This is a genomic window from Micromonospora sp. R311 (assembly GCF_056780015.1).
This window is the reverse complement of sequence record NZ_JBSWCE010000023.1, coordinates 79,560-98,246: the sequence shown is the minus strand read 5'-3', so window position 1 is coordinate 98,246 and position 18,687 is coordinate 79,560. Positions and strand designations below refer to the sequence as shown.

Annotated in this window: 19 protein-coding genes; 8 read left to right on the top strand and 11 right to left on the bottom strand. The window is 74.5% G+C overall.

Features of this window, described 5'->3' with window-relative positions; all coding sequences use genetic code 11:
- A complete protein-coding gene (locus tag AC1WTP_RS20465) occupies positions 1–693 on the top strand; it encodes a B3/B4 domain-containing protein (RefSeq protein WP_481650864.1) in 693 nt (230 codons plus the stop codon).
- 11 nt (positions 694–704) lie between these two features.
- On the opposite strand, the gene AC1WTP_RS20460 is transcribed toward AC1WTP_RS20465, so the two are convergent.
- Together AC1WTP_RS20460 and AC1WTP_RS20455 are read right to left on the bottom strand one after the other, a co-directional pair.
- Complete coding sequence (locus tag AC1WTP_RS20460) at positions 705–1,316, bottom strand: MBL fold metallo-hydrolase (protein WP_481650863.1); 612 nt, start codon at positions 1,314–1,316, stop codon at positions 705–707.
- A gap of 420 nt (positions 1,317–1,736) precedes the next feature.
- Positions 1,737–3,269: a multicopper oxidase family protein gene (locus AC1WTP_RS20455; RefSeq protein ID WP_481650862.1), complete on the bottom strand. Its 1,533-nt coding sequence runs from the start codon at positions 3,267–3,269 to the stop codon at positions 1,737–1,739.
- A 166-nt stretch (positions 3,270–3,435) separates the two neighbouring features.
- Between AC1WTP_RS20455 and AC1WTP_RS20450 the strand changes: the two genes are divergently transcribed.
- A complete protein-coding gene (locus tag AC1WTP_RS20450) occupies positions 3,436–3,867 on the top strand; it encodes an archease (protein ID WP_481650861.1) in 432 nt (143 codons plus the stop codon).
- A 32-nt stretch (positions 3,868–3,899) separates the two neighbouring features.
- Here AC1WTP_RS20450 and AC1WTP_RS20445 read toward each other — a convergent pair whose 3' ends face one another.
- Genes AC1WTP_RS20445 through AC1WTP_RS20415 form a run of 7 tightly spaced genes read right to left on the bottom strand, consistent with a single transcriptional unit; the run spans position 3,900 to position 12,786 of the window.
- Positions 3,900–5,318, bottom strand: a complete 1,419-nt coding sequence (locus AC1WTP_RS20445) for an RtcB family protein (protein ID WP_481650860.1) — start codon at positions 5,316–5,318, stop codon at positions 3,900–3,902.
- 60 nt (positions 5,319–5,378) lie between these two features.
- Positions 5,379–5,786 (bottom strand): hypothetical protein, encoded by a 408-nt coding sequence (locus AC1WTP_RS20440; RefSeq protein WP_481650859.1) that lies wholly within the window; start codon positions 5,784–5,786, stop codon positions 5,379–5,381.
- A gap of 49 nt (positions 5,787–5,835) precedes the next feature.
- Positions 5,836–6,705, bottom strand: a complete 870-nt coding sequence (locus AC1WTP_RS20435) for a carbohydrate ABC transporter permease (protein ID WP_481650904.1) — start codon at positions 6,703–6,705, stop codon at positions 5,836–5,838.
- A 35-nt stretch (positions 6,706–6,740) separates the two neighbouring features.
- Complete coding sequence (locus AC1WTP_RS20430) at positions 6,741–7,799, bottom strand: ABC transporter ATP-binding protein (protein ID WP_481650858.1); 1,059 nt, start codon at positions 7,797–7,799, stop codon at positions 6,741–6,743.
- Entirely contained in the window at positions 7,796–9,118 is a 1,323-nt protein-coding gene (locus tag AC1WTP_RS20425; RefSeq protein ID WP_481650857.1) for an ABC transporter substrate-binding protein, read from the bottom strand. The genes AC1WTP_RS20430 and AC1WTP_RS20425 overlap by 4 nt, the downstream gene beginning before the upstream one ends.
- Positions 9,115–9,972: a carbohydrate ABC transporter permease gene (locus AC1WTP_RS20420; RefSeq protein ID WP_481650856.1), complete on the bottom strand. Its 858-nt coding sequence runs from the start codon at positions 9,970–9,972 to the stop codon at positions 9,115–9,117. Before AC1WTP_RS20420 ends, AC1WTP_RS20425 begins: the two co-directional genes overlap by 4 nt.
- A gap of 21 nt (positions 9,973–9,993) precedes the next feature.
- Complete coding sequence (locus AC1WTP_RS20415; protein WP_481650855.1) at positions 9,994–12,786, bottom strand: exo-alpha-sialidase; 2,793 nt, start codon at positions 12,784–12,786, stop codon at positions 9,994–9,996.
- Between the two features lie 172 nt (positions 12,787–12,958).
- Between AC1WTP_RS20415 and AC1WTP_RS20410 the strand changes: the two genes are divergently transcribed.
- The 4 genes from AC1WTP_RS20410 to AC1WTP_RS20395 all read left to right on the top strand — a co-directional run bounded on the left by AC1WTP_RS20410 (position 12,959) and on the right by AC1WTP_RS20395 (position 15,615).
- Positions 12,959–13,774 (top strand): SDR family oxidoreductase, encoded by an 816-nt coding sequence (locus tag AC1WTP_RS20410; protein WP_481650854.1) that lies wholly within the window; start codon positions 12,959–12,961, stop codon positions 13,772–13,774.
- A 114-nt stretch (positions 13,775–13,888) separates the two neighbouring features.
- The gene (locus AC1WTP_RS20405; protein WP_481650853.1) at positions 13,889–14,296 is read left to right on the top strand and encodes an SSI family serine proteinase inhibitor; all 408 of its coding nucleotides are present in this window, start codon (positions 13,889–13,891) and stop codon (positions 14,294–14,296) included.
- 142 nt (positions 14,297–14,438) lie between these two features.
- A complete protein-coding gene (locus AC1WTP_RS20400) occupies positions 14,439–14,630 on the top strand; it encodes a hypothetical protein (protein WP_481650852.1) in 192 nt (63 codons plus the stop codon).
- 91 nt (positions 14,631–14,721) lie between these two features.
- The gene (locus tag AC1WTP_RS20395) at positions 14,722–15,615 is read left to right on the top strand and encodes a pentapeptide repeat-containing protein (protein ID WP_481650851.1); all 894 of its coding nucleotides are present in this window, start codon (positions 14,722–14,724) and stop codon (positions 15,613–15,615) included.
- A 124-nt stretch (positions 15,616–15,739) separates the two neighbouring features.
- On the opposite strand, the gene AC1WTP_RS20390 is transcribed toward AC1WTP_RS20395, so the two are convergent.
- A complete protein-coding gene (locus AC1WTP_RS20390; RefSeq protein ID WP_481650850.1) occupies positions 15,740–16,285 on the bottom strand; it encodes a MarR family winged helix-turn-helix transcriptional regulator in 546 nt (181 codons plus the stop codon).
- 5 nt (positions 16,286–16,290) lie between these two features.
- Between AC1WTP_RS20390 and AC1WTP_RS20385 the strand changes: the two genes are divergently transcribed.
- Both AC1WTP_RS20385 and AC1WTP_RS20380 read left to right on the top strand, forming a co-directional pair.
- The gene (locus AC1WTP_RS20385; RefSeq protein ID WP_481650849.1) at positions 16,291–17,499 is read left to right on the top strand and encodes an MFS transporter; all 1,209 of its coding nucleotides are present in this window, start codon (positions 16,291–16,293) and stop codon (positions 17,497–17,499) included.
- Positions 17,496–17,762 (top strand): preprotein translocase YidC, encoded by a 267-nt coding sequence (locus AC1WTP_RS20380; RefSeq protein ID WP_481650848.1) that lies wholly within the window; start codon positions 17,496–17,498, stop codon positions 17,760–17,762. The genes AC1WTP_RS20385 and AC1WTP_RS20380 overlap by 4 nt, the downstream gene beginning before the upstream one ends.
- A gap of 430 nt (positions 17,763–18,192) precedes the next feature.
- Here the strand turns inward: AC1WTP_RS20380 and rnhA are convergent, their stop codons facing one another.
- Complete coding sequence (rnhA, locus tag AC1WTP_RS20375) at positions 18,193–18,672, bottom strand: ribonuclease HI (RefSeq protein ID WP_481650847.1); 480 nt, start codon at positions 18,670–18,672, stop codon at positions 18,193–18,195.
- Positions 18,673–18,687: the final 15 nt, after the last annotated feature.

The window sequence follows — 18,687 nt, the reverse complement described above, 5'->3', positions numbered from 1 at the left end:
ATGTTCTTCCAGCACTCCCCCGAGGTCTGGTCCGCGCACCCGGGACTGGTCGCCGGGCTGCTGCACGCCGAGGGCGTCGACGGCAAGTCCCGCGTCGACCTGCCGCTGGCCGACCTGCACACGGTGGCCCGGCAGCGGCTGGCCGGCGGCAGCGAGGCGACCTTCCCCGAGATCCAGGCGTGGCGGCGGGCGTTCTCGCGGATGGGGCTCGCCCCGACGAGGTACCGGTGCGCGGCGGAGTCACTGCTGCGCCGGCTGCGCACCGAGGGCAGCCTGCCGGCGGTGCATCCGCTGGTCGACCTCGGCAACGCCGTCTCCGCCGCGTACGCCGTCCCGGTGGGGATCCTCGACGTGGCGCGGATCGGCGGCGGCATCGAGGTGCGGCCGGCCCGCGGCGACGAGCGCTACCTGACCTTCGGCGGCGTCGAGGAGCACCCGGACCCGGGTGAGGTGATCTTCGCCGACCCGGACGGGCGGGCGCACGCCCGGCGCTGGACCAACCGGCAGAGCGGCTGGTCGGCGGTACGGGACGACACGGCGGCGATCCTGGTGGTGGTCGAGGCGATGCACGACGGCGCCGCACGGGACGTGCCGCGGGTGCTCGACGCGATCGCTAGCGAGCTGCGGCGCGGCTGGGCCGCGCCGGCCCGGACGGCCCTGCTGACCGCGGCCGCGCCCCGGTTCGAGTGCTGAGCCGGCGACCGTCAGGCTGAGGTGGCGGACTCGCCCGGCGCCAGGTGGCGGTAACCGGGCACGGTCTCGGCGAACCAGCCGTTGACGCTGGCCAGGCCCCGCTCGTTGAGCTGGGCGTCGTGGATCGGGAAGACCCGCTCGGCGCCGACCGCGCGGGCGAAGTCGATCGCCTCGGTGAGCTTCAGCCAGGACGCCTGCGCCGGCACCAGCAGCGTCGGCACCGGCCGGTCCGGTCGGTGCAGCGAATCGCCCGGGTGGTAGACGCTCTCCTCGACCAGGTAGCCGAGGTTGGCGCAGTCGGGCTGCCCGTCGTGGATGGTGGCGTGCCGCCCGCCGTACGCGGCCACGGTGAGGCCGGCGGCGGTGAACCGCTGGCCGGCGCGGACCCGGGTGACCGGCAGCGGGGCCAGGTCGGGCAGCACCGCCTGCTCGGGCGCGAAGACCGGGACGCCGAGGCCGGCCAGCCGCAGCACGTCGACGTGATCGGTGTGCTCGTGGGTGACCAGCACGGCGTCCGCGCCGGCCAGGGCTCGCGGTTCGCTCCAGGTGCCCGGGTCGATCACCAGGACCGCCCCGTCGTGCTCGATCCGGACACAGGCGTGGGTGAACTTGGTGATCCGCACCCGCCGACCGTACGCCCCGCCGCGGGCCGCCGCGGTCCCGCCGCCTACCGACGCCGGCGGCGGCCGGTGCACCGGTCATCCCGGCGCTCGCCCGTGCGTGCCCTGCCGAACTGCCCCACAGACGGGTCACCGTGACGCGCCTGCGGCGGTGACGCTCGGCTCCTGCGCGCCCTGTCGAGCTGCCCGCACGGACGGGGCACGCGGATGTCGCGCCTCGCGCCGGGGTCGGGCCGGGTGGCCCGGTGCCGGTTGGTCCTACAGATGGGGCAGCTCGACAGGCCGCCACGGGCGCCCGGCCGGGTCCGCGCCGCCCGCCCCCGGAGGGCGGCGACCCGACCGCCGGTGATCCGACCGCCGTCATCCGACCGCCGGTGACCGGGCCGCCGGTCACCGGGACGCCGGTCACCACGCGGGTGGCCGTCAGTCGTGGCCGCCGTGGTCGCCCGCCCGGGGTGGGCGGCCGGCGCGCTGGCCCGGTTCCACCACCACGAACTGGCCCATCATGCCCGCGTCCTCGTGGTACAGCAGGTGGCAGTGGTACATGTACGGCACGTTCGGGTCACTGTGGTCGGTGAACCGCATGATCAGTCGTACCGGCCGGTCGGGCGCCAGGTAGACGGTGTCCTTCCAGCCGCTCAGCGCGGGCGGCGGGGCCGAGCCGCCGACCGAGAGCACCTGGAACTGCACGTCGTGCACGTGGAAGTTGTGCGGGGTGCCGTCCCGGTTGGTCACCTCCCAGACCTCGGTGCTGCCCCGGGTCACCGTCTCGTCGATCCGGTCCAGTTCCATCTTGCGCCCGTTGACGCTGCGGCCGGTGAGGGTGAACCGGCGGGTCTGCGCCGCGTCGGCCGGATCCAGCCGGTCGGTCGGCACCAGCGCCGCCGGCACCGGCGGCGACGCCGCGAGCGTGTCGGCTGCCCGCAGTTGCAGCACGTCGAAGCGGTCCGCGCCGCCGGCGAAGCGGTCGGCCAGGGCGCCCGCGCCCAGTTCGGGCGGGGTGCTGCGCAGGGTGACCCGCTCCCCCGGCCGGACGTCCACCACGATCTCGGCGCGCTCGCCGGGAGACAGCTGCACCCGGTCGACCCGGGCGGCGCGCGGCAGCAGCCCGCCGTCGCTGCCGATCAGCGCGAAGGGCCGGTCGTCGGCCAGGCCGAAGTCGTACGTGCGGGCCGTCGAGCCGTTGAGCAGGCGCAGCCGCACCCGCTCGGTCCGCACGTCCAGGTAGGGCCCGACGGTGCCGTTGACCAGCAGGGTGTCGCCGAGGACCCCGATGCCGGCGATGGCGTTGCGGGTCGTCTTGAACTCGCCGCTGCGGGAGAAGTTTCGGTCCTGCACGATCACCGGGATGTCGTCCACGCCGTAGTCGCGGGGCAGCGGCAGGGCGGCCGCCCGCTCGTCGTCGACGATGAACATCCCGGCGAGCCCGCGGTAGACGTGTTCCTCGGTCGCCCCGTGCGGGTGCGGGTGGTACCAGAGGGTGGCGGCCGGCTGGTTCACCGTCCAGGTCGGCGACCACGTTGCCCCCGGGCGGATCATCTGGTGCGGCCCGCCGTCCATCCGGGCCGGCAGGTGCGTGCCGTGCCAGTGCACGCTGGTCGCCTCGGCGAGCCGGTTCACCACGTTGACCACGACCTGCTCCCCCCGCTTCGCCCGCAGGGTGGGGCCGAGGAAGTCGCCGTCGAAGCCGGCGGTGCGGGTCAGCCGCCCGTCGCCGCGGAAATCCCGCTCGCCGTCCCGGGCGAGCAGGTCGAACACCCGCCGCCCCCGCTCGTCGATCCGGGACTCGGCCAGCGGCGGCACCGCGAGCGGGCGGACGAAGTCCACCCGACCGACGGTGTCGGTGCCGCCACGGGCGAGCGCCCAGCCGCCGACGGCCACCCCGCCGCAGCAGATGACGAGCACGACGGCGAGCACGCCGATGGCCACCCGGGCCAGGGATCGTCGTCCGGCCACCACACGCACCTCCTGTAGATTCAGTACCTGTAGCGTGACTGCATATCCGGGCGACGCCCAGCGGATCCGGCCGGTTTCCGGGCCCGCTCCGGGTTCCCCCGGACCCGGTTCCGGGCCGCTCCCGACAACCGCCCCGCCGCCTGGCGCGGAAGCGCATGATCGGGGCATGGAGCGACGAGCGGAACGGGGGCACCGGTGCGTGCCGCACACCGCCGACGTACGGATCGAGGCATGGGCGCCCACCCGGGAGGCGTGCGTGGCCGAGGCGGTGACCGCCCTGGTCGACACGTTCACCGACCCCGGCGCGGCCCGGCCCGAAGCCGAACGGGAGTTCCGGGCGCCTGCCGGCGACGACGAGGACCTGCTGGTGAGCGTCCTGGACGAGGTGATCTTCCGGATGGAGACCGAGGGCGAGCTGCCGCTGAGCACCGAGGTGACCGGCGACGGCGCCGGCGGCCTGCTGGTGCGCTGGCGGACCACCGACACCGAGGCGGTCGAGCTGGTCGGCGCGGTGCCGAAGGCGGTCGCCCTGCACGAGCTGCGCTTCGGCCGCGGCGACGAGGGCGGCTGGTCCTGTGCGGTGACCCTGGACGTCTGAGCCCGCTCAGCGCCCGCCGGCGACGCGCGCGGTCAGCCCTTCACCACGCCGATCGGCACCAGCCGGGCCACCTTCCGGCACAGCCCGGCCCCCTCGGCCGCCTCGATCACCGCCGAGATGTCCTTGTACGCCGCCGGCATCTCCTCGGCCAGGCCCCGCCGGGACGCGCCGCGCACCACGATGTCCTGGGCCTCCAGCTGGCGGCGCGGGTCCATCCCCTTCTCGGCCTTGACCGCCTGCTTGCGGCTCTGCACCCGGCCGGCGCCGTGGCAGGTGGAGGCGAAGGCGGGCGCGCCGGGCACCCCGGTGAGCACGTACGAGCCGGTGCCCATCGAGCCGGGGATCAGCACCGGCTGCCCCACGTCCCGCAGGTCGTCGGGCAGGTCCGGGTGACCCGGCGGCAACGCCCGGGTGGCGCCCTTGCGGTGGACGCAGAGACTGCGCTGCCCGCCGTCCACCCCGTGCGTCTCGATCTTGGCGAGGTTGTGCGAGATGTCGTAGACCAGATCGAGGCCGTGGCCGGTCTCCCGCTTGAAGACCTTGCCGGCGGCGTCGGCCAGCAGCTGCCGGTTGGCCCGGGCGTAGTTCGCGGCGGCCGCCATCGCGCCCAGGTAGGCGCGGCCCTCGTGCGAGTCCACCGGCGCGCAGGCCAGCTGCCGGTCCGGCACGTGGATGCCGTACCGGGCCATCACCTTCTCCATCCTGCGGACGTAGTCGGTGCAGATCTGGTGGCCCAGCCCCCGCGACCCGCAGTGGATCATCACGCACACCTGGCCCGGTCGCAGCCCGAACGCGGTGGCGACGCGGTCGTCGTACACCTCCTCGACGGCCTGCACCTCCAGGAAGTGGTTGCCGGAGCCGAGGCTGCCGACCTGGCGCGCGCCGCGCTCCACCGCCCGTTCACTCACCTCGGCCGGGTTGGCGTCGTCCACCGCGCCGTAGTCCTCGCAGCGGGCCAGGTCCCGCTCGACGCCGAACCCCCGCTCCACCGCGTACCGGGAGCCGCCGCGCAGCACCGCGTCCAGCTCCGACTGCTTGGACAGGTGCCACACCGCGCCCTTGCCCATGCCGCGCGGGGTCACCGCGCCCAGCCCGTCCATCAGCGTCTCCAGCCGGGCGCCCAGCTCGGCGCGGTCCAGGTCGGCGGCGAGCAACCGGACGCCGCAGGAGATGTCGAAGCCCACCCCGCCCGGGGAGACCACGCCGCCGGCCTCGACGTCGGTGGCGGCGACCCCGCCGATCGGGAAGCCGTAGCCCCAGTGCACGTCGGGCATGGCGTACGAGGCGCCGACGATGCCGGGCAGGGTGGCCACGTTCGCCACCTGGTCCAGCGACTTGTCCGCCCCGGCGTCCGGCAGCAGCGAGCGGGACGCGAAGACCACGCCCGGTACCCGCATGGGGTCGTGCCGGTCGATCCGGAACCGGTACGGCGACTCCTCCACCAGCTCCATTCCCCGCGGCTACCCGCGCCGGGCCGCCCTACACCTGCCCGCGCCGGCCTGACCACCGGATCAGACCGGCTCCACCCGGTTCACGGCCATGGTCTGCGCCAGGTCCCGCTCACCGCAGTCGGCGGGGCGCGCGGTCAGCGCGCCGTGCACGGTCACCCGGGCGCCCGGGCTCAGGCTGGCCGCGACCTCCCCGGTGAGGGCGAAACGCCGGGCACCCACCAGCAGCATGGTGCAGTCGCCGACGCGCTCCACCGTCCCGGTCAGCGTCCGGCCACCCCAGGGCAGCGGCCCGGGCACCTCGCCACCGCCCGGCGGGGGCGGCGTCGCGGCCGACGGGCCGGTCGCGGACGGCGGGGGTGCGGTCGGCGGCTGGCCGGTGGACGCCGGCTCGGGTGGGTCGCCGGTGGCGCAGGCGGTCATCGTCCAGACCAGACCGATCGCGGTGAGCAGCACCGATGCTCTGCGCATGACATGACACCTCCGTCAGCTGGGACGGTCCGGCCGGCCGCCGGGTTCCTCAGACGCCGTAGAACGCGCGGTAGCGGCGGATCAGCCGCCACTGCACGAGCACCGCCGCCACGGTCAGCAGGATCATCACCAGCGTCGCCGCGGCCGCGTAGCCGTACCGCAGGTACTCGAAGGCGTTGCGGTAGACGAACAGCGAAAGGTACGTGGTGGCGTACGGCGGCGGACCGCCGTCGGTGACCACGAACGCCGGCACGAACGAGAAGTGCAGGCTCTGGATGAGGTCACGCACCGCCAGCAGGGCCAGCACCGGCGCCATCAGCGGCAGGGTGATCCGCCGGAACACGTCCCAGCCGGTGGCGTCCTCGATGGCGGCCATCTCGTACACGTCGCGGGGCAGCGCGCGCCGCGCGGCGAGCAGCACCACGAAGGTCTCCCCCATGGTGAACAGGCTCAGCAGGATGATCGCCGCGCGGGCGTCGGTGGGGTCGGTGAGCCACTGCGGCGGGGTGCGCCCGAGCGCCGTGAGCCCGTTCTCCCCGCCGGTGCGCAGCAACTGGTTGATCGGCCCGTACAGCGGGTTGAGCAGCCAGAGCCAGAGCAGGCCGTAGGCGATCTCCGGCACCGCGGTGGGCAGCACCGCCGCGGTGCGGGCGCTGCCGACGCCGAACGCGCGGCGGTGCAGCAGCAGCGCCAGGCCGAGCGCGAGGAGCACCCGTAGGGGTACGGCCACCAACCCGAACACCAGCGAGTTGGTCAGCGACACCCGGAAGACCGGGTCGTCGAACAGGGCGGTGAGATTGTCCAGCCCCACCCAGGTCGGCGGGCGCAGCAGGTCGTACTCGGTGAAGGCGAGCGCCAGGGTCACCACGGCGGGCAGCAGCACCAGCCCGACCAGGCCGACCAGGTACGGCGCCAGCATCAGCGCCAACTGCCGGCGGGAGCGGGTGTCCGGCCTCATGACGGGGTGAACCGTCGCCCGGGACCGGCGTGGAAGACGTGCACGTCGGCCCAGCGGACCGCGATGCGTACCGCCGCGCCCCGGTCCGGCCGGCGGGCCGCCGGCACCCGGGCGACCACCGGCTCCCCGCCGGCGAGCCGCAGGTACGCGTACGCGTCCTCGCCGACCACGTCCACCCGGTCCACGGTGGCCGGCGTGCCGTCGGCGTCGGGGCCGGCCACGGTGACCGCCTCCGGCCGGAAGCCGAGGTCGAGCCGGCCGGGCTCGGTGACCGGCGCCCCGGCCGGCGGGGTGCCGGTGGGCCGCAGCGGCCCGGCAGCGGGGAGCAGGTTCATCGCCGGCGAGCCGACGAAGCGGGCCACGAAGGTGCTCGCCGGGGTGCGCCAGATCTCGTCGGGGGTGCCGACCTGCTCGATCCGGCCGTCCCGCAGCACGGCGATCCGGTCGGCCAGCACCAGCGCCTCGGTCTGGTCGTGGGTGACGTGCACCATGGTGGCGCCCAGCCGGTCGTGCAGGGCGCGCAGCTCGGCGCGCATCTCCACCCGCAGCGCGAGGTCGAGGTTGGACAGCGGCTCGTCGAGCAGGAACACGTCCGGCTCCCGCACCAGCGCCCGGGCCAGCGCCACCCGCTGCCGCTCGCCGCCGGAGAGCTGCCCGGGGCGGCGGTCGAGCAGCCCGGCGCAGCCCACCGACTCGGCGGCGGCACGGGCCCGCTCCCGGGCCACCGCCCGGGGCGTGTCCCGCACCTCCAGCCCGAAGGCGATGTTCTCCGCCACGCTCAGGTGCGGGAAGAGCGCGTACGACTGGAAGACCATGGACACGTTGCGCAGGCCGGGGCGGTCGCCGGTGACGTCCCGGCCGGCGATCCGGACCCGACCGGCGGTGACCGGCTCCAGCCCGGCCACCACCCGCAGCACGGTCGACTTGCCCGCTCCGGAGGGGCCGAGCACGACGAGCAGCTCGCCGCGGGCCACCGCCAGGTCGACCTCGTGCAGCACCGTCGCGGACCGGTAGGCGGCGCTGACGCCGTCGAGGGCGAGCCCCGGTTCGCTCACCCGTGCTCCCCACGGGCGAACAGCGGCCGGGTCTGCTGGTCGAGGTCGCGGATCACGTCGTCGAGCCGGTCGCCGCGGTGCATCGCGTTCTCCAGGATCCCGTACGTGACGTCCTCGATCTCCGGCCAGGTGGAGACGGTGGGCAGCGCCCGCACGGTGGGGATGGCGTCGAGGAAGACCTTGGCGCTGCGCGGCGGCTGGGCCGGGCCGAGGAACGCCGGGGACTGCGACACCCCGATGTGCGACGGCACGGTGCGGCCGGTCGCCGCGACGATCCGCTGGCCCTCCTCGGCGATGGCGTACTCCAGGAACCGCCAGGCCGCGTCCTTGCGCCTGGCCCCCCGGGTCATGCAGTACGCGTCGGAGTGCAGCACCCCGACCTGTTCCCGGTAGACCGGCAGCGGGGCGACGTCCCACTCGAAGTCGGTGATCGACCGGAACGTGGTGGTGGACCGGCGGGAACTCATCAGCATGGCGAGCCGGCCGTTGGCGAACCGCGACTCGTCGTCCTCCGCCTCCACCTCCTCGTCGGTCGGCACCACCCCGTACGCCAGCCGCAGGTCGACCAGGTTCTTCAGCGCCTCCCGGGCCGCCGGGGTGTCCAGCGTCAGCCGGGTCGGCTTCGCCGGGTCGTCGACGATCTCGGCGCCGTTGGACCAGACGAACGGGGCGAGCCGGATGATGGACGGCTCGACGCCGAGCCCGTGCACGGCCGGGCGCAGCGCGGCGCCCTCGCTCTCGGTCGCCTTGACCACCACGCCGCGGGCGTCGCGGGTCATCGCGGTGGCGGTGCCGACCAGGTCGTTCCAGGTCCAGCCGGGCTTCGGCTCGGGCACGCCGTACTTCTGGAAGAGCGTGCGGTTGTAGTAGACGGCCAGGCTGGAGACGTTCTGCGGCAGGCAGAGCTGCCTGCCGTTCCACTTGAACGCGTCCATCGCGACCGGGTAGTAGTCGGCCGGGTCGACGGCGTCGGAGGCGGCGATCCGCTCGTCCAGCGGCTCGACGACGTCCTTGGCCGCGAACTGGCCGTAGAAGCGGTAGTTCATCAGGAACAGGTCCGGCGGCGCGCCGCCGGCCACCGAGGTGGCCAGCCGGGCCAGCAGGTCCTTGCGGTCGCTGGCCTCGATCAGCTGCACCTCGGCCCCGGGCCGGGCCTTCTGGTACGCCTCGATGAGGGTGCGGTACGCGGCCAGTTCCTCCGGGGCGCCGAAGACCAGCAGCCGCACCGGACCGTCGGTGGACGAGCCGGACCCGGAACCACAACCGGTGGTCAGGAGCACGGCGGAGAGCAGCAGTGCCAGCAGGGCCTTCGGTCTCATCGGTTCCGTCCCGTCGGGTCGTCGTGGTGGAGGAAGCGCCGCTGGGCGAGCACGAACACGGCCAGCGCCGGCACCGTGGCGAGCACCGCCCCGGCCAGGAAGACCGGGAAGTTCGTCGGATCCAGCACCGACAGCGAACGCAGCGCCAGCGGCAGGGTGAACAGGTCGCGGTCGTAGACGTAGACCAGCGGGTCGAGGAAGTTCGACCAGGTGAGCACGAAGGTGAGCGCGGTGAGCGTGGCGGTGACCGGGCGGACCAGCGGGAGGGCGACCCGCCACCAGATGCGCATCGGGGAGAGGTCCTCCACCAGGCAGGCGTCGTAGAGGTCGGCCGGCAGCGCCCGGAAGGCCAGGTAGTAGACCAGGACGTAGAGCGGTGAGGTGCCCACCAGGGCCGGCGCGATCAACGGCACCAGGGTATCGGTCAACCCGAGCATCCGGAAGATCGCGAACCGGGGCACCAGCAGCGCGGTGGCCGGCACCATCAGCGCGACCAGCGAGGCCGCGACCACGGTGGCGGTGGTGCGCGGGGCGAGCCGGGCCAGCGCGAAGCCGGCGAGCGCGGCGACCAGCACGCTCAGCGGCACGGCGACGACCGCCACCAGCACCGAGTTCAGCGACGCGCGCAGCAGCCCGCCCAGCTCCACGGCCTGCTGGTAGCCGGTGGTGGAGACCGGCTCGGGCAGCAGTCGCGGCGTCGGCGAGGGCGGCAGGCCGGGCTCGGTGAGCGAGCCGGAGACCAGCAGCAGCAGCGGCGGGACGAAGACGAGGAGGACGAAGGCCGCGCCGAGGGTGCGCCAGACGCGCGCGGCCCGCTCGGGCAGCGGTGAGGGGCCGCTCGCGCGGCCCCTCACCCGGTTGGTGCCGATCTGCGCCTACCTCAGCGGGAGCTTCCAGGCGCCGAGCCCGTGCGAGGCGGCGTAGAGGATCCGCTTGCCCGGCACGATGGTGAGCCCGGCGACCTCCACGTTCGGCATCCCGCCGGCCGCCTTGACCCAGCTCGTCGTCCCCTTGGCCAGCCGCAGCACACCGAAGTCGGTGGCCGCGTACAGGTCGCCGGTGACGTCGTCGCGGACCAGGTCGGTGATCGGCTGGTCGCCGAAGTCGTACGACCGGTCGGCCCAGGTCGCCCCGGTGCCGGTCAGCCGTACCTCGAACGCGTGCCCGAGGGTGGCCGGGGTGTTCGAGTTGAAGCCGCTGTAGGAGATCCACGCCCGGGCCGGGTCGGCCGGGTCGACGTGGATGCTGGTCACGAAGCGGTTCGGGGTGGTCGGGGTGTCGATCCGGGTCCAGGTCACCGCGGCGGCCGGCTCGGCGTCGGCGTTGCGGGTGACGAACACCCGGCCCGTGCTGGTCGCCGCGTACGCGGTGGAGGAGTCGGTGTCGACCCGCTGGACCACCGAGACGGCCCCGCCGGCCCGGTCGCCCCAGGCGGCGTCGGTCAGCGCGACCGTGCCGAGCTGCTCCCAGTCGCCGCACCGGGCCTCGAAGGTGCCGGTCCAGCTGTTGCAGATCCGGTTGGCCTCCTCCAGCGTCCGGTTGCCCAGACCGAAGGTCTTGGTGCGGTAGACCGAGCGCGCGGTGCCGGCGAACATGGTGCCGCTGACCTTGGGGTCGCTGATCACCGGGGCGTAGAACAGGTTGCCCGGCTGGCCGAAGACCCCGTCGTAGACGGAGATCCAGCTGCCGATGTCGCCGTTGTTGAAGTTCACCTCCGGCGTCACGTCATAGAAGTTGTGGAACCGGAACTCCGGCTTGCCGACGTCGAAGCCGGAGGCACCGCCGTCACCGATCATCGTGTTGACCCAGCGGGCGCGCTGGCCCTTGTTCTCCCAGGTGCCGTTGTCCTGGGTGCCGCCCTGGAGCAGCCGGTGGTCGTGCGGGCTGACCGAGAGGCTGATGAACTGCAGGGTGTTCATGCCCGTGTTGATGCCCTCCAGCTTCGAGGGAATCTTCGACAGCATCTGCCGGCAGCGGTCCTTCTGCGCCTGCGTGGTCAGGTTGCGGGCCGGGTTGTCGCACCAGGCCGAGCGGTCGACGAACTGGCCGCTGGAGCGCATCACGCCGCCGTCGTTGGTCTCGAAGAACTGGTACGGGTTGCGCGGGTTGGTGATCAGCGCGTGCTGGTCGGGGTGCAGGCCGTTCGGGTGCAGCTCGTCGGTGCCGTCGTAGGTCATGTCGGTGCCGCTGACCCCGGCGTCGGTGGAGAGGACGACGGCCCGCTTGTGGGCGACGGTCTCGCCGTAGACGTAGGAACCGCCGGTGTAGACGATGTCCGGGTGCCCCGGCGGGGTGTGCACGAACACGTCGTACCAGCACTGGCCGGTGCACTGGTTGTAGGTGGCGAAGCCCGGGTCGGCCGGGTTGGCGCTGGTCAGGTCGGCGAACGCCGGGGCGCCGGCGGCCACGTCGTCGCTGCGGAACAGCCGGGAGTACGGGTTGCCGATGTTGCCCTCGTAGACGTACATCCGGGTCTTGCCGTTCGGGAGCGCGGTCACGTCGATCGCGGCCCGGGTCTGGAAGACCGCGGCGTTGAGGGAGGGCTTGATCTGCGTCCAGGTCGCGCCGGCGTCCGCCGAGCGCCAGACCCCGCGGGCGTACGACGAGGCGTAGACAATGTCGGAGTTCTTCGGGTCGAGCTTGACGTAGCGCACCCCGCGCGGCGAGCAGGCGGCGGTGTTGTTGTACTCCGCGGCGCTGCCGGTGCACTGGGTCGCGTCGGCCGAGCCGTTGTGGAGGAACCGCCAGTTCTTGCCGCCGTCGGTGGACTTGTACAGGCCCCACTTGGCGGCGTCGGGCACCGGGCGGGTGACACCGGTGCAGCAGGAGCTGGACATGCCGCGCAGCGCGGTGGTGGTGGCGACGTAGAGCGTCTTCGGGTCGCCCGGCTTGATGGTGATCTCGCCGATGCCCTTACCGGCCAGCACGTCCTTGCCCAGCGGGCCCTGCCAGGTCAGGCCGCCGTTGGTCGACTTGTAGAGCCCGACGCCGGCCACGCAGCCGGAGGCGCAGGTGTTCGCCTCGCCGGTGCCGACGTAGATGGTCAGGCCGGTCTTGTCGTTGCGGTCGATCTTCACCGAGCCGGCGGCGTTGATGCCGAGTGGCCCGCCGAGGTAGAACCACTTCGGCTGCGGGGCGAGGACGTTCAGGGTGCCCCAGACGCCGCCGCCGGCCGGAGTGACGTAGGCCCGGCAGAGCAGCGCGTTGCAGTCCGGGGCGATGTCGATGGAGGTGACCCGGCCGCCCGCGACGTACTCGTTGGGCACGTAGTTGAAGGCGTCGCGGTACTCGGTGAACGGGTACAGCGCCTCGCTGGGGCCGACGTTGGTCCACCGCTGGGTGCCGCGCAGGCGCCGCTCGGCGGCCGCGTAGGCGGCCTTGGAGCGGTCGACCTGGGCGATGCTGATCGAGTCGGCCGGGTAGGCGCGCTCGAGGAACTCCTGCTGGGCGGCGTTGCCAGGCCCCTCGGGCGACATGCCGTCGCTGCCGGGCACCGCCTGGCGCAACCGGTCGAGGTGGGCGCCGGTGGCGCCCGGCATCTCGCCGTCGCCCACCGCCGCGGCGGCCGGCACCTCGGCACCGGTGAAATGGATGCCCGCGGCACCCGTCGTCGCCACGAGGGCGGCGACCGCTAGTCCTGCGAGGAGATGGCGACGTCTGCGTTTCACGGGGGTCCCTCCGGCACGAGAACGCGTCGCCGCAGCGCGGCGGCCGGATTGGCGACCGTCGCTGGCAGCGTCCACGCTGGAGGATGTCAGAAGTGATCGGTCGCCGACAATCCCCTGCATGGACCGACGTCGACGGATGGTTGTATTCGCATGTGACGGGTAATGCGCGGGCATGCCAGCGCGCTACGAGAACTATCCGAGGATCGCCATCGTCACCGGCGCGGATTCCGGCATCGGGAAGGCCTGCGCGGTCGCCCTCGCCGAGGCCGGCTTCGACATCGGCATCACCTGGTACGGCGACCCCGAGGGGGCCGACCGGACCACCACCGAGGTCCGCACCACCGGGCGCCGCTGCGAGGTCGCGGAGCTGGACCTGACCCGGCTGCCCGGGGCCGACGCCGTGATCGACGAGCTCGCCGACCGGCTGGGCGGGATCGGGGTGCTGGTCAACAACGCCGGCACCGGCACCGCCGTCCCGTTCGTCGACACCGGCTGGGAGCAGTGGCGCGAGGTGCTCTCGATCGACCTGGACGGGCCGTTCCTCTGTTCACAGCGGGCCGCGCGGCGGATGCGGGCGGACGGCACCGGCGGCCGGATCATCAACATCACCAGCGTGCACGAGCACGCGCCGCGGGTGGGCTCGGCCGCGTACTGCGCGGCGAAGGGCGGGCTGGGGCTGCTCACCAAGGTGATGGCGCAGGAACTGGCCGCCGACGGCATCACCGTGAACGCGGTCGCTCCCGGTGAGATCGCCACCCCGATGACCGGTCAGGAGGACGTCGACCCGTTCACCCAGCAGCGCCCGGGTGTGCCGGTCGGACGGCCGGGCGACGCCCGCGAGGTGGCCGCGGTGGTCGCGCTGCTGGCCTCCCCCGCCGCCGCGTACGTCACCGGGGCGTCCTGGCCGGTCGACGGCGGCATGCTGATGATGGGGCCGCAGGCGGCGGCGCTCACCTCGGACGACTGGCGGCGGGTCGAACCCTCGTAACAGTTGGTGACGCTCGCGGTTCACAGTGTCCACTTAGCGTGGTCGGCGGCCCGGTCACACGACGGCCGGGCCGACACCGGCCCCCACCCGGGGCCCCGACCGGAAGGACACACCATGCCCTTCGTCCAGCGGGTCACCGCCCTGTTCGCGGTGACCGTCCTGGCCACCGGCGCGCTCACGGCGGCGACCACCCCCCGCGCCGCGCACGCCGCCGACCGGCCCACCTCGGTGCTGCTGCTGACCGTCCTGCCGCACGTCCACGGCGAACCGCGGGCCACCGCGCTGCGCTGCGAGCCGGCCGGCGGGACGCACCCGGAGGCCATGGCCGCCTGCCGGGCCGTGGCGGCCGTGGACGGCGACCTCACCGCGATGACCCCCGAACCGGGCCCGTGCACCCTGGAGTACGCGCCGGTCACCGCCCGCGCCTTCGGCTTCTGGCAGGACCGGCCGGTGTCCTGGGCGAAGACCTTCGGCAACCGCTGCGCGATGCTGCGCGAGACCGGCTCGCTCTTCGCCTTCTGACCCACGCCTCGGCGCGGCGTCCGCCGGCGGGCGGGCGCCGCGCCGCCCGACACCTCAGCTCTACCAGTGGGACGGGCACGCGCTCATCTCGTTCTTCCCGATCGGCAAGCTGTCGTTCAACGTCCCGCAGCTGGAGGTGGACATGGACAGCCCGTGGGGCGGGTTCGCGCACGCCCGGTTCGAGGAGCTGTGGGAGCACGAACAGGCGGTGGCCCGGCTCGTCGACCAGAAGTACGGCCCCGGCGACGGCGACCGGGCCGTGCCACGGCTGGTGCCCGACCGCCGCCCGCCCGGTCCCCGCTCCGCCGCCGGCGCCGACCCGAACGGTCGGTGACCCGCGGCCGGCCGCGGCGGCGGCCGGCTGGGACAATGGCCGGTGTCCGTCCACCCGGGCGGGAACCAGCATCGGCAGGAGAACGGTCAGCGTGTCGGAAAGCGCCCAGGCCCCGTCGCCGGCCGGCGAGCTGCGCGCCGACTGCGCCCGGTGCTTCGGGCTCTGCTGCGTCGCGCCGGCCTTCGCCGCGTCGGCCGACTTCGCCGCCGACAAGCCGGCCGGGCAGCCCTGCGGGAACCTGCGGTCGGACTTCCGCTGCGGCATCCACACCGAGCTGCGCGAGCGCGGCTTCCCGGGCTGCACGGTCTTCGACTGCTTCGGCGCCGGGCAGCAGGTCGCCCAGGTGACCTTCGGCGGCCGGGACTGGCGGCAGGCCCCGGAGACCGCGGCCCGGATGTTCGACACCTTCGCGGTGATGCGGCCGCTGCACGAACTGCTCTGGTATCTGACCCAGGCGGTGGCGCTGCGCCCGCCGCGGCCGCTGCCCGACGAGCTGGCCGCCGCGCTGGCCGAGACGAGGCGCCTGACCGACGCCGATCCGGAGACGCTGCTCGCGCTGGACGTCGACGCGTACCGGGGGCGGGTCAACGCGCTACTGTCGCGCACCGGCGACCTGGTGCGCGCCCGGGGCGGCCGGCCCGGCCCCGACCACCGGGGCGCCCGACTGTTCGGGGCCGACCTGCGCCGGGTCGACCTGCGCGCGGCCAACCTGCGCGGCGCGCTGCTGATCGGGGCCGACCTGCGCGGGGTGGACCTGCGCCTGGCCGACCTGACCGGCGCGGACCTGCGCGGCGCCGACCTGCGCGGGGCCGACCTGTCCGCCGGCCTCTTCCTGCACCAGTCGCAGCTCGACGCGGCCCGGGGTGACCGGCACACCGGCCTGCCGGCCGCGCTCACCCGGCCGGCGCACTGGTCGGGGCTGCCGCTCACCCCGGTACGACCGGTGGCCGGCCGGCGCCCGGCACGCACCGCCCGACGGCGCTGACCCGCCGCCGCGACCGGCCCGGACCGGGCCTGGATGCGGGCGCCGACACGCCGCCGCGACCCGCCCCGACCGGGCCTGGCTGCGCACCGGCCCGTCTGCTCGGCCGCACCGTCCCGGGAACTGCTCAGCCGGCGGGCTGCGGACCACCGGTCCGGCTGGAGCCGTGCCGGTAGCTGTCGTGCACCGGGCAGGCGGGGCAACGGGAGCGGTCGCAGAGCCGGCACAGCCGGGCCAGTTCCTGCCGGTCCCCCGGCTCGCAGCGCAGCAGGTCGCCGGCGATCTCCGCGAACCGCCGGCGCTGCTCGGCGGTGAGTCTGTCCACCAACTCGGCGAGCGCCTGCTGCCGGGTCCGCAGGATCTCCCCGGCGGCGCGCTGGCCGGCCGGTGTCAGGTGCAGCGCGCGACTGCGCGCGTCCGCGCCCGGTCGCCGCTGCACCCAGCCCTGGTCGACCAGGCGACGGACCAGGTGGGCCGCGCCGGGCTGGGTCAGGCCGAGCACCTGGCCCAGCCACTCCGCGGTCACGCCGGGCTGGTCCCTGATGACCACGACCGCCTCGGCGAGGGCCCCGCCGGACCCGGCCGGGCCGGCGACGGCGGCGCGCACCCGGGAGTTGACCAGCAGCGCGAGCGCGCCGAGGAGATTGGCCGCCGGGCCCTCGGGTAGATTCATAAGTTATGAATCTACCGGGTCGGGCGGTCGCCGTCATCGTGCTGATGAACCTCGCCCAGCTCCCGGTCGCGATGCGACAGTTGCTCGTCGTGCTGCTCGGCCACCACAACACCGGCAGTTTCGCCACCGCCGGCGCCGCGAGCGCCGCCTGCGGGCTCGGCCTGGCGGTGACCGCACCCCTCTACGGCCGGCTGCTGCCGCGGTTCGGCGACCGGGTGGTGCTGCTCGTCTCCGGCCTCGCCCACCTGGTGGCCCTGTCCGGCCTGGCACTGACCACCCGTCCCGCCGCCTTCGTGGCCCTGGCCGCCGCCGCCGGAGTGGCCACCCCGCCCGCGCTGAGCAGCGGCCGGGCCCTGCTACCCCGACTGGTGCCCGCTCCGGCGCTGACCCGCGCGTACGCCGTCAACGCGGTCGGCCAGGAGTTCCTCTACGTCGGCGGCCCGCTCGCGGTGACCCTGAGTCTCGTGCTGACCGGCCCCGCCGGGGCGATGCTGGTGTTCGCGGCCGTCGGCAGCCTCGCCCTCGTCGGCAACGCCGTCGTCGTGCCCCGGCGGGACACCGCGGTGGCGCCCGGCCAGGCCGCCCGCCCGGCCGCCCGGCGCACGGTGCGCACCCTGCTCGGCGTGCACCTCGGCTACGCGACGTGCATGGGCGGCATGTGGGTGCTGGTGCCGGCGTTCGCCACCGCCGCCGGGCACCCGGACCAGGCTGGCCTGCTGGTTACCGTCTGGTCGGTGGGCAGCCTGGCCGGAGGCCTGGTGCTCGCCCGCCGCGGCCGGCTGACCGACCCGCGGCGCGCCTACCTGGCGCTGCTGGCCACCCTGGCCGTCACCTCGGTGGCGCTGCCCTGGCCGCGTACCGTGCCGCAGATGGCGGTGGCGCTCGCCGTCTTCGGGCTCGCGCTCGCACCGTGGCTCGCCGTCACCGACAGCCTGATGGCCCGGGCGGCGCCGGCGCCGCACACCGCCGAGGCGTACGGCTGGTTGCAGACCGTCGGTCAGCTCGGGACCGCGCTCGGCGCCGCGAGCAGCGGCGCGGTCAGCGACCGCGTCGGCACCACCCCCGCCTTCCTGATCGTGTCCGGGGCGCTGGCGGTCGCCGTGACGGTCGCGGTCGGCCGCGGCCGGTCGCTGGCCGCCCCGCCGGATGATCCACTCCCGGCGGCGGAGCCCGTGGGCGACGTTTCGGCGTCAGGGCCTCGGGTAGCCGGGTGACCGACGGCACGTACGGGGAGGCGATGGTGGGATTTCGGACACGTCAGGGCAAACAGCCTGTCGACCCGGAGCACGCCGAGGACGAGGTCGGCCAGGCCCGGCTGGTCCAGGTCGGGGCGGACACCGACGTCCCGGCCCCGGACGACACCGAGATCAAGCCGGACATCGTGACCGAGGACGACGGTTCCGGCGTGGCCGGCGGCGCGTCCGGCAGCAGCAGCGGCGGCTCGGGCATGCCCGGCCACCCGGACGCGACCCGCTGACCACCGGCCCCGGCCGGACCTCTCGACCACCCGCGTCACCACGGCCGGCCCGCCCATGCCCCGCCGGCCGCCGCCGATCTCCGGCGTGTCGCGCCCGGCGCCGCCGATCTCCGGCGTGTCGCGCCCGGCGACCTGATCGCTCGCCGACGTGATACCCCAGAGTCATATTGATACCGCAGAGTCATCACGCTCGACGCGCAGGAGTGCCGCCGCCGGGCCGGTGCTCGGAATGCCGGAGAAGGGCCGCCGGCGGGTCGGCGCTCCGGCCGCCGGAGAAAGCCGCCGCCCGGCCAGCGCTCCGGCCGCCGGAGAGAGCCGCCGCCGGACCAGCGCTCCAGCCGCCGGGGACAGCCGTCGCCGGGTCGGCGCCGGGCGCCGGAGAACGGGCACGGCGCCGGGTGCTCCTCCCGCGTCCCGGCGCCGGAAGGTGTCAGCGGGCGGCGGGCACCGCCGCGGCGCGGGCCTCGGTCATCCCCCGGTTGGCCAGCGCGTCCGCGCGTTCGTTCTCCGGGTGTCCGTTGTGTCCCTTCACCCAGAGCCAGGTGACCTGGTGCCGGGCGCACGCGGCCTCCAGCCGCTGCCACAGGTCGGCGTTCTTGACCGGCTGCTTCGCCGCGGTCAGCCAGCCGTTGCGCTTCCACGAGGCGAGCCAGCTGGTGATGCCGTTGCGCACGTACGTGCTGTCGGTGTGCAGCTCGACCGCGACCGGCCGGGTCAGGCTCTCCAGCGCCTGGATGGCGGCCATCAGCTCCATCCGGTTGTTGGTGGTCGGGGTCGCCTCGCCGCCGCAGAGTTCCCGCTCGTGGTTGCCGTAGCGCAGCACCACGCCCCACCCGCCCGGGCCGGGGTTGCCGCTGCACGCGCCGTCGGTCCAGATCTGCACGACCATGCCGGCCGTCCCGTCCACCATGCCGGCAACCTACCG

Excerpts from the sequence above, each read along its gene's own strand:
- AC1WTP_RS20465 (WP_481650864.1), top strand. The coding sequence starts at position 1 with ATGTTCTTCCAGCACTCCCCCGAGGTCTGGTCCGCGCACCCGGGACTG.
- AC1WTP_RS20450 (WP_481650861.1), top strand. The coding sequence starts at position 3,436 with ATGGAGCGACGAGCGGAACGGGGGCACCGGTGCGTGCCGCACACCGCC.
- AC1WTP_RS20445 (WP_481650860.1), bottom strand. The coding sequence starts at position 5,318 with ATGGAGCTGGTGGAGGAGTCGCCGTACCGGTTCCGGATCGACCGGCAC.
- AC1WTP_RS20440 (WP_481650859.1), bottom strand. The coding sequence starts at position 5,786 with ATGCGCAGAGCATCGGTGCTGCTCACCGCGATCGGTCTGGTCTGGACG.
- AC1WTP_RS20435 (WP_481650904.1), bottom strand. The coding sequence starts at position 6,705 with ATGCTGGCGCCGTACCTGGTCGGCCTGGTCGGGCTGGTGCTGCTGCCC.
- AC1WTP_RS20425 (WP_481650857.1), bottom strand. The coding sequence starts at position 9,118 with ATGAGACCGAAGGCCCTGCTGGCACTGCTGCTCTCCGCCGTGCTCCTG.
- AC1WTP_RS20410 (WP_481650854.1), top strand. The coding sequence starts at position 12,959 with ATGCCAGCGCGCTACGAGAACTATCCGAGGATCGCCATCGTCACCGGC.
- AC1WTP_RS20405 (WP_481650853.1), top strand. The coding sequence starts at position 13,889 with ATGCCCTTCGTCCAGCGGGTCACCGCCCTGTTCGCGGTGACCGTCCTG.
- AC1WTP_RS20400 (WP_481650852.1), top strand. The coding sequence starts at position 14,439 with ATGGACAGCCCGTGGGGCGGGTTCGCGCACGCCCGGTTCGAGGAGCTG.
- AC1WTP_RS20390 (WP_481650850.1), bottom strand. The coding sequence starts at position 16,285 with ATGAATCTACCCGAGGGCCCGGCGGCCAATCTCCTCGGCGCGCTCGCG.
- AC1WTP_RS20385 (WP_481650849.1), top strand. The coding sequence starts at position 16,291 with ATGAATCTACCGGGTCGGGCGGTCGCCGTCATCGTGCTGATGAACCTC.
- rnhA (WP_481650847.1), bottom strand. The coding sequence starts at position 18,672 with ATGGTGGACGGGACGGCCGGCATGGTCGTGCAGATCTGGACCGACGGC.